Source organism: Pseudomonas sp. TE3895 (assembly GCF_056278855.1).
The window spans coordinates 6,075,904-6,090,557 of record NZ_JBWBQE010000001.1 but is presented as its reverse complement, the minus strand read 5'-3'; the positions used below and the strand labels follow the sequence as shown (position 1 = coordinate 6,090,557).

10 protein-coding genes are annotated in these 14,654 nt (G+C 62.2%); 2 read left to right on the top strand and 8 right to left on the bottom strand.

What is annotated here, in order from left to right; translation table 11 throughout:
• Window position 1 precedes the first annotated feature (1 nt).
• From ACZ889_RS27545 to yaaA, 8 genes are all read right to left on the bottom strand, one after another.
• On the bottom strand, window positions 2-1,441 hold the full coding sequence (locus tag ACZ889_RS27545; protein WP_476257989.1) for an alginate O-acetyltransferase: 1,440 nt from the start codon (window positions 1,439-1,441) through the stop codon (window positions 2-4).
• A gap of 13 nt (window positions 1,442-1,454) precedes the next feature.
• Window positions 1,455-3,014 (bottom strand): mannuronan 5-epimerase AlgG, encoded by a 1,560-nt coding sequence (gene algG, locus ACZ889_RS27540; RefSeq protein ID WP_003251754.1) that lies wholly within the window; start codon window positions 3,012-3,014, stop codon window positions 1,455-1,457.
• A gap of 22 nt (window positions 3,015-3,036) precedes the next feature.
• Window positions 3,037-4,515, bottom strand: coding sequence for an alginate export family protein (locus ACZ889_RS27535; RefSeq protein ID WP_003251756.1), 1,479 nt, complete (start codon window positions 4,513-4,515; stop codon window positions 3,037-3,039).
• The gene (gene algK / locus ACZ889_RS27530) at window positions 4,512-5,945 is read right to left on the bottom strand and encodes an alginate biosynthesis TPR repeat lipoprotein AlgK (RefSeq protein WP_476257988.1); all 1,434 of its coding nucleotides are present in this window, start codon (window positions 5,943-5,945) and stop codon (window positions 4,512-4,514) included. The genes ACZ889_RS27535 and algK overlap by 4 nt, the downstream gene beginning before the upstream one ends.
• 10 nt (window positions 5,946-5,955) lie before the next feature.
• Complete coding sequence (locus ACZ889_RS27525; protein ID WP_047604392.1) at window positions 5,956-7,122, bottom strand: PilZ domain-containing protein; 1,167 nt, start codon at window positions 7,120-7,122, stop codon at window positions 5,956-5,958.
• A 37-nt stretch (window positions 7,123-7,159) separates the two neighbouring features.
• Window positions 7,160-8,641, bottom strand: coding sequence for a glycosyltransferase family 2 protein (locus ACZ889_RS27520; protein WP_003251762.1), 1,482 nt, complete (start codon window positions 8,639-8,641; stop codon window positions 7,160-7,162).
• 86 nt (window positions 8,642-8,727) lie between these two features.
• On the bottom strand, window positions 8,728-10,044 hold the full coding sequence (locus tag ACZ889_RS27515) for a nucleotide sugar dehydrogenase (RefSeq protein WP_003251764.1): 1,317 nt from the start codon (window positions 10,042-10,044) through the stop codon (window positions 8,728-8,730).
• 842 nt (window positions 10,045-10,886) lie between these two features.
• Window positions 10,887-11,666, bottom strand: coding sequence for a peroxide stress protein YaaA (gene yaaA / locus ACZ889_RS27510; RefSeq protein ID WP_180689285.1), 780 nt, complete (start codon window positions 11,664-11,666; stop codon window positions 10,887-10,889).
• Window positions 11,667-11,803: 137 nt separating this feature from the next.
• Between yaaA and ACZ889_RS27505 the strand changes: the two genes are divergently transcribed.
• Both ACZ889_RS27505 and ACZ889_RS27500 read left to right on the top strand, forming a co-directional pair.
• Window positions 11,804-12,931: a polysaccharide deacetylase family protein gene (locus tag ACZ889_RS27505; protein WP_180689286.1), complete on the top strand. Its 1,128-nt coding sequence runs from the start codon at window positions 11,804-11,806 to the stop codon at window positions 12,929-12,931.
• A 281-nt stretch (window positions 12,932-13,212) separates the two neighbouring features.
• Window positions 13,213-14,607, top strand: a complete 1,395-nt coding sequence (locus ACZ889_RS27500) for a PhoH family protein (RefSeq protein ID WP_003251772.1) — start codon at window positions 13,213-13,215, stop codon at window positions 14,605-14,607.
• The last annotated feature ends 47 nt before the right edge of the window (window positions 14,608-14,654 follow it).

Below are 14,654 nucleotides of genomic sequence, written 5' to 3'. Positions count from 1 at the left end.
CTCACTGGCCAGCCTGCGCGGTCTGCGCAGGCACGGCGAAGTTGTTGCGTTTGCAGAGCTTGGCTTCGACCTTCTGGGTGCCGCTTTCCGGCCCTTGTACCTCGAACGCCAGCAGGCTCTGGCTGGCCCAGTCCTCGTCTTCGCGCATCTGGAAGACGAAGCGGCCGTCGGTGTCGGAGGTTTCCGGTTTTTCCAGCTTGATGTCCTCATGGCGGCCGTTGAGGTACCAGAGGGTGGCCTGCAACACCTTCACCGAGGGGTCTTCGAACTTGACGTCCATCTGCAGGTTGCGGTTGATCAGGTCTTTGATCACGCCGCCCTTGCCGTTGACCATCAGCTCGTTCTTGCCAGGCTTGAGGGTGGTGCTGGCGCTCATCAGGGCTGGGCGGTCGTCGCAGCCGTCGTCGAGCAGGCCAAGGATTTGCCGCCAGATGGTTTCCTGGTCCAGGCGGTACAGCGGGGAGAATTCCCAGATCAGGATCTTCGGCGGGTTCTTCTGGAATTCCTCGCTGCCCAGGTACTGGATCATCGACCCTTCCAGGCCACCGCCTGGGAAAGCGACGTTGAGCACGTCGGCGCTGATGTATTGCTCGAGGAAGCCCGAGAAGTTGTAGTTCTTGCCGCTGTGGCTGGTACCGACCAGGGTGATCTGCGCATTGCCGCTGTCACCGAACAGGTCGTCGCCACCGCTCGCGCCTTTCGGCTCGGTGGCGAACTGGTCCATGTACTGGACGGCGTAGCTGGTGCCGCACAGTTGGCCGGCAACGTTGTGCAGGGTGCCGGTCTTGCCCATGCGCCCGGACTTCTTCGTCTCGAATTCCTTGCGCGGGATGCCTTCGAAGGCCGGCATCTTGTGCACGGTGTCGGCCACGATCTTCGCCGCGCGCTCGGCCCCGTACGGCGTCCAGTGCTGGTCGCCACGGAAGTAGAAGTCCTTGCCCTGGTCAGCGGCGGCCAGTTGCTCGTTGGTCAGCGGTGACAGGTCGGGCACGTTGTAGCCCATGCTGGCGAAGCGCTTGAGCATGGCCTGGTAGTTGCCCAGGGCCTTCTGGTAGTCGAACGCGGCTTTTTCGGCCGGGTTGAGCATGTTGCGGTTCACCAGGCCACGGGTCGGCTGGTACACCACCACCAGTTCCACACCACGTTTCTTGAACGCGTCGTGCACTTGCTGCAGGCGTTTGTAGCCGGCTGGGGTGGTGTTGAACTCGGTGCGCAGGTCTTCACGGGTGCGGAACAGCCAGTCGCCCTGGGCCTGCACCAGCGTGGTGAAGTTTTGCTGATAGCGGGTGGTGTAGCGGCTGGCATCGTGCGCTTCAGGGCACAACTGGCAGCAGGGCTCGGCGTTGAAGGTCGGGGCCTTGACGTCTTCGGCGCGCACGCCCTGGCTGATTGCCAGAAGGGCGGCGGACAGGCCCAGCAGTTTCATCAGGTGTGGAGTCATGGTCTGGGCTTCCTTAATCGATCATTTCGGTCTGGCGTTCGACCGGGTCGATCAGCACAGCCTTCTGCTGGCGTACCAGCAGGTCGAGGATTTCGTCCTGGCGCTCGCCCAGCACACCATTGAGGCTGATGCCGCTGGCCTTGCGCGGGGCGAGCATGGACACCTTGTACAGCTCGACCGACAGCGGCGAGTCGATCGACAGCGGGCCGGAGCCGTTGGCCGACAGCTCGCCACCCACCACGATCAGCGACACCTTGGTGTCGAACGGGTCGAGGGCGATGTCGCGGTCGGTGTCGGACAGGTCCTTGATGTGGCCGTATACGCCGACCAGGCCGTTGGCCATGGCGACGTTTTCGTACAGGCGGATGTTCACGCTGTTGCGCACGCGGATGCCGTGGCGGCGGTTGTTGACCAGCTTGTTGCCCCAGATCAGGTTGTCGCCGCTTTCGTACAGGGTGATGCCGTCGGTGTGGTTGCGGTAGATCTCGTTGTAGGCCACCAGGTTGTTGACGCTGTTACGGTCGATCACCACGCCCGAGAGCTTGTTGTCGTAGCTCTTGTTGTTGATGATCCAGCTGTCGTTGACCTCACGCGAAACGATGATGCCGTGCTTCTTCTTGGTGCCGTACACCGTGTTGCCGGCGATGATCAGGCGATGCGAACGGTCGTGCGGGTCGATGCCGTAGACGATGTTGTCGCGGTAGGTGCTGTCCTTGATCACGAAGTCCTGGGTTTCGTAGCAGTAGAAGCCGTACCACATGTCGCTGAACTCCGAACCGATGATCCAGCCGGTGGGCTCCGGGCGGCCCATGCGCTTGGCCATGTTCGGCGTGTACTGCGAGATGCTCACGCCATACGACTTGGACTTGGCGTAGCCGAAGCTGGCCATCTTCGTATTGACGATATAGGTCTCGGTACCGCCCCAAGACAGCAGAAACGGGCGGAATTCCTTGGGCGAGCGGAAGGTCGCCGGGCCGTTGTCCTTTTCCCGCCAGCCGGTCACCTGGGTGTCGGTTACGAACAGCTTGCCGTCATTGACCAGAAAAGCGCCGCCCTCCTGGGACAGGCGCAGCTGTTTGACCTTGCCGTCGATCTCGAGGATGCCCTTTTGCCCGACCACGATCGGCAGGCGTGCCAGGTAAACCCCAGGCTCGACTTCGCTGAAGTACTGTTTGGGTACCTTCTTGCTCAACTCGGTCAGGTCGACATGGCCGTCATCGACGAAGATCGCCTGCGGGATGCCGTGCTGGCGCTGCACCCACTCGGCGGCCTTGTTGTCGCCGCCAACGAACTCCTTGAGGGTGTCCTCCTGGAACATACGGCGCAGGCTGACCTTGCCCTTGTGGCGGCGGTCGATTTTCTTCTGCACCGCCTCGGCCGTGAAACCGGTGAGGTCGGGCAGCTTTGGCGGGTCCATCTGCAGCGGCTCGATCGGTGCGCTGGCCACCGTATAGGTCTTGGCCTGCTGCAGCTCCTTGGCGATCACCTGGGGCTCTGCGGCAGTGGCCAGGCCGCTTGCCAGCAGCAAGGCACTGGCCAACAGGCTGTGACGTAAGTGCGGGTGAAGGTTCATCACGGTCAGTCCCCTACCGGCCTCAGAAGCGCCAGATGACGTCGACGAAGGCGCGGTGCATGTACGAGTCCGCTTCCTTGCCGTAGGCGTCGCCCGGCTTGAATACACCGGCACGCAGGCGCACCAGGGCTGACGGCTCGTCGATGGCCTGGCTCATCGAAGCCGGCAGCAGGCCTTGCTTGAAGTACTTGGTCACGACCACGTCCATTTCCTGGCCGAGGTCTTTTTCGCCATCGACCAGCGGGCGATTCACGCCGTTGTCGTTGACCACCGCGTTGATGCCACTGGAACCGATGTTCTGGTTGCCATCGACCCGCCAGAATTTGTGGTAGATCAGGCTCGCGTCATAGTCGTCACGCAGCTGCCACGAAGCGAACAGGGTGGCGGCCTGCAGGTTGCCCAGCTCGCCGCGGAACGCTTCGCCGAAGCGGTGCACACGCGAGCGGGTGCCGGTGAAGTTGGAGCGGTTGCTCTCCAGGCCGGTCTGCTCGAAGTTGTTCGAACCGTCATCGCCGCCGCCGCCGCTACCGCGGGCGTACGCGGCGCCGACCTGCCATTGCGGGTCCAGACGCAGGCGGATACCGAGGTCGGTTGCCCAGGCGTTGACGTCACCGCTCTGCTTGCCGGTGGCGACCTGGTCGTCACCCACCTGCTGGGTGCTCAGCTTGTCGCGGTCACCGGTCAGCCAGGTGACGCTGCCCCAGTAATTCACGGTGTGGTCGTTGCGCCAGTTGTAGGCGTCGCTGTTGGCCTCCAGGCCCAGCCAGGTAAGGTCGCCAGTGCGGGTCTTGTCCAGCGCGTCGACCGTTTCGCCGGGGTTCTTCAGGCTGCCGCTGTCATGTGTGTGGTGAGCGCGCAGGCCAACCCAGTGGCCAGGGGTCCACTGTGTGGCGACGTTGCCGTAGATGTGGGTGCGGTCCTTGTCTTCCGGCGCCAGTTCGGTGAGATCGGTGCGGTATTCGCTGAAACGCTGGGCGACGCCCAGGTCGGCCTTGAGCAGCGTGGTGTCGAAGGTCCAGTTCAGCGCTTCGATGTTGGTATCGCGCCACATGCCATCGTCGCTGCGCAGGCGCTGGCGACCGAAGCGCAGTTGCTCGCCTGGGTAGGCGGTAAGGCCGCTGTAGCCGACCCAGAACTCGCGCATGGCCAGGTAGCTTTTGTCTGGTTGACGGCTGTCGTCGCCGGTGTCGGTGCTGGTGCCGTCGTCGTTCTGGCGCAAGGTGTCGGTTTCGATGGTGTCGGTCGCAGCGACTGCCTGGCCCATGGCGTAGGCACTCCAGTTACCGCGCTCGCCGTACACCCACGGGCGCAGATCCAGGCCCAGGCCGTTGACGTCGCCGCCAGAGCGGGTGCCCAGGTCACGGTCGTCTTCCGACTGGCCGGTGATTTTCACGTCCAGGCCGAAGTTTTTTTCAGCGGTCATTTCCGCCAGGGTCGGGCAGGACCACAGCAGGGCGAAGCTCAGGCCGATGCCGGCTTTCACGAAGGGATTGAGCGTCATAGCGAGTCCTCACCGTCTACTTCTTTTTCGTCGTCTTGCAGGGCTTCGAGGGCCAGGGTGCTATTCGCGCCCTGCGCCAGGCTGCCGCGTGCACGCTTTTCCTGGTCCAGCAGTTGCTGGGCCTGGTTGCGCTGATCAGGTGTCAGTTGCTGGTCGAGCTGCTGCAGCAGTTCGGCTGATTGCGGCGTCGGGTTGGCCTGCGACAGCTGGGCGAACACCCAGGCGTTGCCCGGTTGCGGGCGGATGCCGTGGCCCTCGCTGAACAGCTGAGCCAAGGCATAGTCGGCGCTGTTCTGCCCGCCACGGGCGGCGGCCAGCAGGTGGTCGACGGCTTTCTGCGGCTCGACATTGCCCAGGTAGCCGCGGCGGTAAAGCTGGCCCAGGTAGTAATGGGCGCTGATCTCACCGGCTTCGGCAGCGGCTTGCAGGTGGTGCTCGGCTTTTTGAGCGTCGGCTGGCAGGGTTTTGCCTTCGTAGTACAGACGGCCCAGCAGCAGTTCGGCGCGTGGCTGTTCAGCTTCGCGGCCTTTGTCGATGTAGGCCATCAACTGGTCGGTGTCGCCCAGTTCGGGGAAGTCGTATACCAGCTGTGCCAGGCTGACCCAGGACGCCGGGTTGGCCGGGGCTACTTGCTCGAGCAGGTCCTTGGCGGTTTTTTCGTCGGTCTGGCCAAGGCTACGGTCGGCCAGCACACGGGCCACGCTGTCAACCCGGGTGGCCGGCACTGCGCCACGGGCGTAGGCGGCCTTCAGTTGGCCGAGCAGGGCGGCTTGCTGGTCGGCCTGGCCGCGTTTCTGGTACACGGTGGCCAGTTCGACGTAGCAGATGTCGGTGCTGTTGAGCGCCGCCTTGCAGATCTTTTCCACTTCGCCCAGGTGCTGGTCATAGGTGCCCTGGGTGCGGTACAGCAGCACCTGGGCCAGGCCCGCTTCCGGGTTGCCGGCGGCGCGCCACTGGTCAATCTGCTGCTGCGCGTTGACCTTGGGGAAGCTCTGCGGGTAGCTGAGGTAGAGCATCGCCAGTGGGATCAGGGTGTTGCTTTCGCCTTGACTGGCCGCTTGCTTGAGCAGGGTCTCTGCTTCTTCGCGCTCGGCCTGGGTGCTGTCCGGCTTGGCCACCAGCAGGCGGCCAAGGCGCGCCTGGGCGCGTGGCGACGTGGCGGCTGCAGCGCGATAGGTGGCTTCGGCTTCCTTGATTTGCGAGGGGTCGCGGGTGGCCACCTTGATGTCCGCAAGGCCGACTTGCGCTTCGCTGTAGCCCAGGTCGGCCAGCGCCTTGTAGTTGCGCTCGGCCAATGCCGTGTCACCGCGCTTCATGGCCTCGTTGGCCAGGCGCTGGTCGGGCAGGCCGGCACAGCCGGCCAGGGTGATGGCGGCGGCCAGTGCACACAATCCCAGGTTCACGCGGACCTTGTAGGTATCAGAGATCATTGTCCGTCCCTCACAGGCCACGGGCCACGGCTTTGTCGATCAGCCAGTTCAGCGAGGGGCCACGGTCGCTGTTGACCGAGGCCGGGCGGCCGGCCAGTTCGGCGGGCAGGCCGCTGTCTGGCTTGATCTGCACGCGGATGTCGGAGGACAGGTCTTCGCTGTTGAGGCTGGCGCTGCTGACGATCTGGCCGGTGCGCACTTCGTCTTCGCCGGCCACCTGGAAGTTGACCCGGGTACCCGGCTTGACCTCGTCGAACTGGCGGTAGCTGAAGCGCGCCTCGACCATCGGGTTGGTGGTGCGTGGGATCAGCTGGAAGATTGGCTGGCCCTTGGCGGCGTACTGGCCGTCGTCCACCAACTGGCGCGCGACCACGCAATCGCAGGGGCTGGTGAGGGTACCGGACAGCTGCTTGCCGAACAGCTCCTCGATCTTCGCCGGCTCCAGCTGTGCGTCTTCAAGGTTGCCCTTGAGCATGTCCAGCATGCTGGTGGTGAAGCTGGCCAGTGGCGCGCCCTTGGCGATCTGCCCACCGCTTTCGACCAGGCTGCTTACGGTACCGTCGCGCGGCATGGTGACGTTGGTGGTTGGCACTGCGACCACACCGGCTTCGGCGTGGCTGACGAAATACATGCCATACAACGATTTGGCGACGAAGCCAAAGGCCGCAACGCCGACCACGAACACGCCCAGTGTGACGGTGACTGCCTTGAAGCGGCCGAAGGCGCTCAGGCCCGACCCACCGTCCTTCTGCTTGCGCGCCTTGGTGAAGTTGTCACGCTGCAGGGTGCTGAGGACGTCGCCGATGCTGATCAGCTCACCCGACAGGTGGCTGGTGATGATGTGCCGCAACGTGGCGATGTCGCGAGGTTCAAGGTTCTGGAACTGCGCACCGATACGGCCATTGTCCGGGTTGTACGAGCGCACCTGGAACTCGATGTCGATCGACAGGCCCAGGTTGTCGACCACGAACTGCAGGCGCCCGCGCAGCACATCGCCCACCGACTGCGGTTGCTTGGCGTGGAAGCTCAGGCCGCCGGCAGAAAGGTCTTCGACCTTGACTTCGTGGACCTGGCGCTGGGCGTCCAGGAACCGCAGCTTGGCGGGAATGCGTACCCGGGCGTGTTGGCGCTGGGCTTCGGACTCATGCACGACATTGACGTTCACGGCGGTATTCATGGTGGTTTGTTCCTGTTAGATCCGATCCGGGTTGGGCTCACACGACCATGAACAGCACAGCAACGAAGATGCTGGCAGCCGAGAAGGTCATGGTCCGTGAGGACCAGGTGTTGAACCATTGTTGAAAGCTGGCGAGGTCACGCTTGAGGGCAGTGGGCTGACGCGTCCACGACTGCTTGTCGAGGCGGAAGAACACGTAGATCTTCATCAGCGCGCCGATGATCTGGTTGTAATAGAGAATCAGCGGGTAGGCCGGGCCTACGTTGTGGCCTGAGCACAGCAGCATGATGGTGAGGATCAGGCGCGTGATGCCGATCCACAGCAGGTACACCAGCAAGAAGGCCATGCCGAACTTGAGGCTGGCGATCACCGCCACGGTCAGGCCCAGCAGGCTGGTCCACATCGACACGCGCTGGTCGAACAACACGATGCTGGTGAACAGCCCCAGGCGACGCAGGCCAAGGCCCAGTGCCCGTGAGTTCTGCCGCAGGTTGTTGCCGTACCAGCGGTACATCAGCTTGCGGCTGGCCTTGAGGAAGCTTTTTTCCGGCGGATGCTCGACCGTGTTGATGGCGGCGTCCGGCACGTAGAAGGTGTCGTAGCCCAGGCGCATCAGGCTGAACCAGCTGGACTTGTCGTCCCCGGTAAGGAACTTGAAGCGGCCCAGGCGCCAGTGCATCAGCGAGTCGCTTTCGACGTCGGCGATGAACTCGGGGTTGGTCACCACGCTGGCGCGGAACATCGACATGCGCCCGGTCATGGTCAGTACGCGCTTGGACAGGGCCATCGAGCACATGTTGATGTGGCGCTGGGCGAAGCGCAGCTTATGCCACTCGCTCATGATGTAGCCGCCACGCACTTCGCAGAATTCATTGGTGGTCAGGCCGCCCACATTGGGGAACAGCTTGAACCACGGCACGGTCTTGCGCACCACGCCGTCGGCCAGCACGGTGTCACCGTCGATCACCGCCACCACGGCGTTCTCGTCCGGCAGCATGCGCGAGATGGCGCGGAAGCCGTAGGCCAGGCCATCACGCTTGCCGGTACCGGCGATACGCACGATGTCCAGCTTCACGTGGGCCGGCGGGTTGTACTTGGCCCACAGGCTCTTCACCAGCAGTTCATCGGACATTTCCACCAGCGAGCAGACCACGGTGGTAGGGAAGCCGCAGTTGATCGCCTCGCGGATCACCGAGCTGTACACCTGGGCGGTGGTCAGCGCTTCGATACGGAAGCTGGTGACCATCAGGTAGACATGCGACGGGTCGGTGGCGTTACCCATTTTCTGCACCTTGCGGCGCAGGTACGGGTACACGCCGTAGAGGAAGATCATGCCGCGGATGAAATGGGTGGCGCCCATGGAGTAGCGCCAGATGCCGACTGCGCCGACCAGGAAGATGAAGTGCTTCGACTGCGAGTCGAAGATATCAGCTGGCAGGGCCAGGGCGATCAGCATGAGCAGGCTCATGTAGAGCAGCCACCCGGCGCACTGCAACAGCACTGTCTGGAGCCTTTGCATGTTCAGCATCCGTCGAGAATTCGGGAAAGGGTGGGCAGCGAGGAGGCGGCTCTTGTCGAGTGCCTCATCGCTGCCCGGCCGGGCACTTACCAGCAGATGCCTTCGGTACGGTGGGTGGTGCTGGTCGGTTTGTTCATGAAGCCGACCAGGTCGATCACCTGCTTGCCGGCTGGCGCTTGCAGGGCCAGCGCACGGAACTGCTCGTCACGGTTGCCGAGGACGATGATGTCGGCGTTGTCGATCACCTGCTGCAAGTTGGCGTTGAGCAGCGACGACACGTGCGGGATCTTCGACTCGATGTAGTCCTTGTTGGCACCGTGAACACGGGCGTACTGGACGTTCTCGTCGTAGATGTCCAGCTGGTAGCCCTTGCCGATCAGGCGCTCGGCCAGTTCCACCAGCGGGCTTTCGCGCAGGTCGTCGGTGCCGGCCTTGAAGCTCAAGCCCAGCAGGGCGACCTTGCGCTTGTCGTGGGCTTCAATCAGCTCGAAGGCGTTCTGCACCTGCGATTCGTTGCTGCGCATCAGCGAGTCGAGCAGCGGTGCACGGACATCGAGGCTGGCGGCGCGGTAGGTGAGGGCGCGTACGTCCTTGGGCAGGCAAGAGCCGCCGAAGGCGAAGCCAGGGCGCATGTAGTACTGGGACAGGTTGAGGACCTTGTCCTGGCAGACCACGTCCATCACCTCGCGGCCATCGACGCCCACCGCCTTGGCGATGTTGCCGATTTCGTTGGCGAAGGTGACCTTGGTGGCGTGCCATACGTTGCAGGTGTACTTGATCATCTCGGCCACTTCGATCGGCTTGCGGATGACCGGGGCGTCGAGTTCTTCGTACAGGGCCTGGAGGATGTCACCGCTGGCGCTGTCCAGTTCGCCGATGACCGTCATCGGGGGCTGGTCGTAGTCCTTGATGGCGGTGCTTTCACGCAGGAATTCCGGGTTGACCGCCACACCGAAGTCGACGCCGGCCTTCTTGCCCGAGCAATCTTCCAGGATCGGGATGACCACGTTCTTGACGGTGCCAGGCAGCACGGTGCTGCGCACCACGATGGTGTGACGGCGGGTGGTGTCACGCAGCACGTAGCCGATTTCGCGGCACACGGACTCGATGTACTCCAGGCCCAGGTCGCCGTTTTTCTTGCTGGGGGTGCCCACGCAGATCATCGACACATCGCTGGCACGGATGGCTTCGGCGAAGTCGGTAGTGCCGCGCAGGCGGCCATTGGCGATGCCCTGTTGCAGCAGTGCTTCCAGGCCAGGTTCGACGATGGGCGACTTGCCCTGGTTGATCAGGTCGATCTTGGTGCTGGACACGTCCACACCGATCACTTCATGGCCACGCGCCGTCAGGCAGCCTGCACAGACTGCACCCACATAACCCAAACCAAAGATGCTGATACGCATCGCTATCACCTCATGTGTTTATCACGCCGACGCCTCCGCAGAGAGCCGGGCTGGGTTGATTAACAACAGTTTTCGGGCGCACGGATCCATGGCGAATGCACACTTCGCCGAGCGCAGGCAAAATAAATCCGGAACGCAAAAAGTTATGCGCTCAAAGTTGGCACTCAATAGCCATTCATTAAAAAACGTGCCCTGAAATGCAGCCGTCTTTATTGCAATGCGCTACTTGGCGCGTTGCTGTGCTTGTTTTTTCAAGTGAATAAATCCTTTGAAATCAACCACTAGGACGATTTGTAAGGGACGCGTCTCTCCTGCATGGACAAGGTCTTCGGGGGGTTCCGTGATACCTGTCGAATTTCTTATGGCGGGCAGTGGATACCCGCCGCTGTCATCTGTAAGTCATCTCTCACAGCCCGTAGGCAGGACAATCGTTACGGCACTATGAGCGATTGCCTTTGGTAGAAGTTCCGGAGCCGGTTTCGCTCGAATGAAAGATTTCTAAATATTTATTCAGTTGTGGACAGTTTCAAATTGATAGCACGCGGGTGTTTCACCCCCGTGTATGAAGGACGTAACTGTTGCGAGATATTTTTATGCCAGCATCTGAAAAATTTTTTCAGAATTCGTCAAAAAAGGTATGAACGGTCTTATGTCGTTTGGCGATAAAGGTGGGCGTGCTGGATTTTTGGCGTCGGATTAATGGCGTTATGGCGGTTTGCAGCGTGCCCTGTTGCAGGGCGGAGAGGGGGTGGGGGCTGCTGGCCCCTTCGCGGGTGAACCCGCTCCTACGGGTAGCGCGTTACCTGTAAGAGCGGGTTTGGCCGTGAAGGGGCGTTACAGGGTCACTCCGAGGGGTGATCGCGCAGGAACACCAAATGGTCCGGCTTGGACTGCTCGTCACTGTAGTAGTACCCCTGAGCATCGAACTGCTTGAGCTGTTCCGGGGTGCTGATGCGCTGCTGGATGACGAAGCGGCTCATCATGCCGCGGGCTTTCTTGGCGTAGAAGCTGATGATCTTGTACTGGCCGTTTTTCTGGTCCTTGAAGTCGACGTTGATCACCCGGGCCTTCAGTGCACTGCGTTTCACTGCACTGAAATACTCGTTACTGGCCAGGTTCAACAGCACGTCATCGCCTTGGTCGGCCAGGGCCTGGTTCAGCCATTCGCTGATGCGCGTGCCCCAGAAGGCGTACAGGTCCTTGCCGCGGGCGTTGGCCAGCTTGGTGCCCATCTCCAGGCGGTAGGGCTGCATCAGGTCGAGCGGGCGCAGCAGGCCATATAGGCCCGAGAGCATGCGCAGGTGGTCCTGAGCGTAGCTGAAGTCGTCGTCACTCAGGCTCTCGGCATCGAGGCCGGTGTACACGTCACCCTTGAACGCCAGCAACGCCTGCTTGGCATTGGCCGGGGTGAAGTCTGGGGTCCAGCTGCCAAAGCGCGCCGCATTCAGGCCGGCGAGCTTGTCGGACAGGTGCATCAGCTCGCTGATCTGCGCCGGCGACAGTTCGCGCAGTTGCTGGATCAGGGCCTGGGATTCATCCAGGTACTGGGGCAGGGTGAAACGCTCGGTCACTGGCGGGGTGTCGTAGTCGAGGGTCTTGGCGGGGGAAATCACCGTCAGCATCGGGTCGGCTCCTGGCATCGTTGGCCGAGGATTCTACGGGGTGGGCGGTACAAGTCCAAACTATGGCGACGATAGTCACAGCCCATGGTCGGTGCAGGCGCTATAGTTCGCGTTTTGCCGTTGCGGAGCCTTCCACTGTGCGCATTGCTTCTGCCTTGCTGGCCGGGCTGCTGAGCCTGGCCGTGCAAGCCGCCCCTTCACCTCAGGTCAGCCTGGACCGCAGCCTGTGGCCCGAACAGCTGGACAGCCCGGCGCTGTTCGATGTGGCCTCTCGGGCAGAAATCCTGTCGTTCGCCCAAGTGCTGCACGAAAGCGAGTTGCTGGATGACGCAAGCCTGGCGGCCCGGCTGGGGCTGCGGCAGATCAACCTGCAGAAGGTGCGCCAGGTTCGGGCGCGCATGTGGCAGCGGTTGTGGGAGGGTTATCAACAGGCGCAGCGCAGTTGTGAGCAGGATGCATCATTCTGCTACCCGGTTACGTCCATGGCGGAGTTGCGTACACAAGCGGCGACGTTCGCTGCCGATGTCGGTGCGTTCTATACCGGCTGGATCGAACCGAGCCACCAGTTCCATGTCCGCTACCTGGACGAGCAACTGCGCAAGGCGGCGTTGCTGCCGCAGACCAGCAGCGAAATCGAGCGGTTGTCTTCGCGTGAGCGCAAGGGTGACGAACTGAACGACCGCATGTTCCTGCTGACCTTTGTCGGCGGGCCTGGGCCCGAGGGGGGCAGTACGGATCTACTCACCGATTACCTGCGCCGGCAAAAGCTCGAAGGCACGTTCTTCACGCTCGGTAACCGTTTGCAGCAACGCCGTGATGGCGCGGCGGCAAATGCCTTGCGCCAGCTCTATGGCGGGCAGTGCGTGGGTATCCAGGGGTGGGAATACCGCTCCCATGCGCAGTGGACCGACTGGCAGGATTCGCTGCGGCGCAGCCAGGCGCGGGTGCAGGCTGATCTGCCCGAGCAGTATGTGCCGCTGTTCCGCCCTCCTTATGGCCAGCGCCGGGCTGACGGCGAAGCGTTCATGGCCCGCCAGCAGTTGCGGGTATCGTTGTGGGACATCGATGCCCAGGATGACGGTGCATTGAGCGCAGAGGGGTCCGCACAGCGCGTATTGACCCTGATGCTGTTGTGGCGCAAGGGCGTGATCCAGTTTCATGACAGCCTTCCCAAGGCGCAGCCGGCGGTGGAATGGCTGCTGCGCAATACCGCGCAAAGCGGCATCGGCTGGGAGGATTGCCGGGAATATGGATACCGCGAATAAAGGGTATGACTTTTGAGCGTAGTCCCCTCTGACGCTGGCGCCAAGGCCTCTTCGTCAATCGGAAAAATAAACTTCAAAAATGCGTAAAAATGCTTTTTTCGGTCATGGTTTTTGCGGTATGAAGAAACCAGACAGCCGATTCCTGCAGCACAGGTGGCGTCATCCAGGCCCACCTAGCCAGGTTCGCTTCCCGCCCGTAACAACGCGGATACGGGAACAGCGGCAGTCACTCTGCGGCGTAACAGACCACGCCGTGTGGCTTCGACATAAGGTGACCGAGTATGGATGACCAAGGACGCAACCCTTCCTCCAGCAAGCCAATCCTGTATGTGCTCGATACCAACGTCCTGATTCACGACCCTAACGCGTTACTGAACTTCGAGGAGCACCATGTCGCCATCCCGATGACGGTGCTGGAGGAACTCGACAAGCTCAAGACCGGCAAACAAAGCATCGCCGCCGAATGCCGGCAAGCCATCCGCCTGATAGACCAGACCCTCGGTGACGCTTCGCCCAGCGATGTCGAGCAGGGCGTACCGATCCAGCGAAACAAGAGCGGCCCCAAGGGGTTCCTGTCCATCCTGATGACCCCGCGCAACGAGCCGAACAAGCTGCTGCCGGAAAACCTCAACGACAACATCATCATCAACCAGTTGCTCGAAGTCCGGGCCCGGCGCACCGATCTGGACGTCGTGCTGGTCACCAAAGACATCAACATGCGCCTGAAGGCGCGCGCTTGCGGTATAGCGGCTGAGGACTACAGCACCGACCAACTGGTCGATGACGTGTCCTTGCTGTCCAAGGGCTACCATTCGGTCACCGGCTCGTTCTGGGACCGCGTGAGCAAGGTCGATACCCGCCAGGAGCGCGGCCGCACCTGGCATCGGGTGCAGATGATCGACAACCTGCCAGCCGTGCATGTCAATGAGTTCATCATCGATGAGCAGGGCTTCGTCGGGTGGATCAAGGGCATTCGTGACGACGAACTGCTGCTGCTCGACCTGCACCAGGAGCCGCTGCTGCACCAGGAAGCCTGGGGCCTGAAACCACGCGACATTCACCAAAGCCTGGCGCTGTTTGCCCTGCTGGACCCGGATATCCACCTGGTGAACCTGACCGGCGCCGCCGGCTCCGGTAAAACCATCCTGGCACTGGCTGCGGCCATCGAGCAGACCATGGTCAGCAAGCGCTACCGGCGCATCATCGCCACCCGCAGCGTGCAGGGGCTGGACCAGGAGATTGGCTTCCTGCCGGGTACCGAAGCAGAGAAGATGGAGCCGTGGCTGGGCGCCATCACTGACAACCTCGAAGCTTTGCACATGGATGACGAAAGCACCCATGGCAGCGTCGAATACATCCTTGAGCGCGTGCCGCTGCAGTTCAAGTCGCTGAACTACATCCGTGGCCGCAGCTTCCAGCAGAGCCTGATCCTGATTGACGAGTGCCAGAACCTGACGCCGCACCAGATGAAAACCATCATCACCCGTGCCGGCTCCGGGTCCAAGGTGGTCTGCCTGGGCAACCTGGCGCAGATCGACACCCCCTACCTGTCCGCGACCAGCTCGGGCCTGACCTACCTGACCGAGCGCTTCAAGGACTTCCCCCACGGCGTGCACATCACCCTGCAGGGCGTGCCTCGCTCGGTGCTGGCCGAGTACGCCGAGTCTCATTTGTAAACCCTGTAGCCGGGCAGATTACTGCCCGGCCTCTTCGTGGACACGCC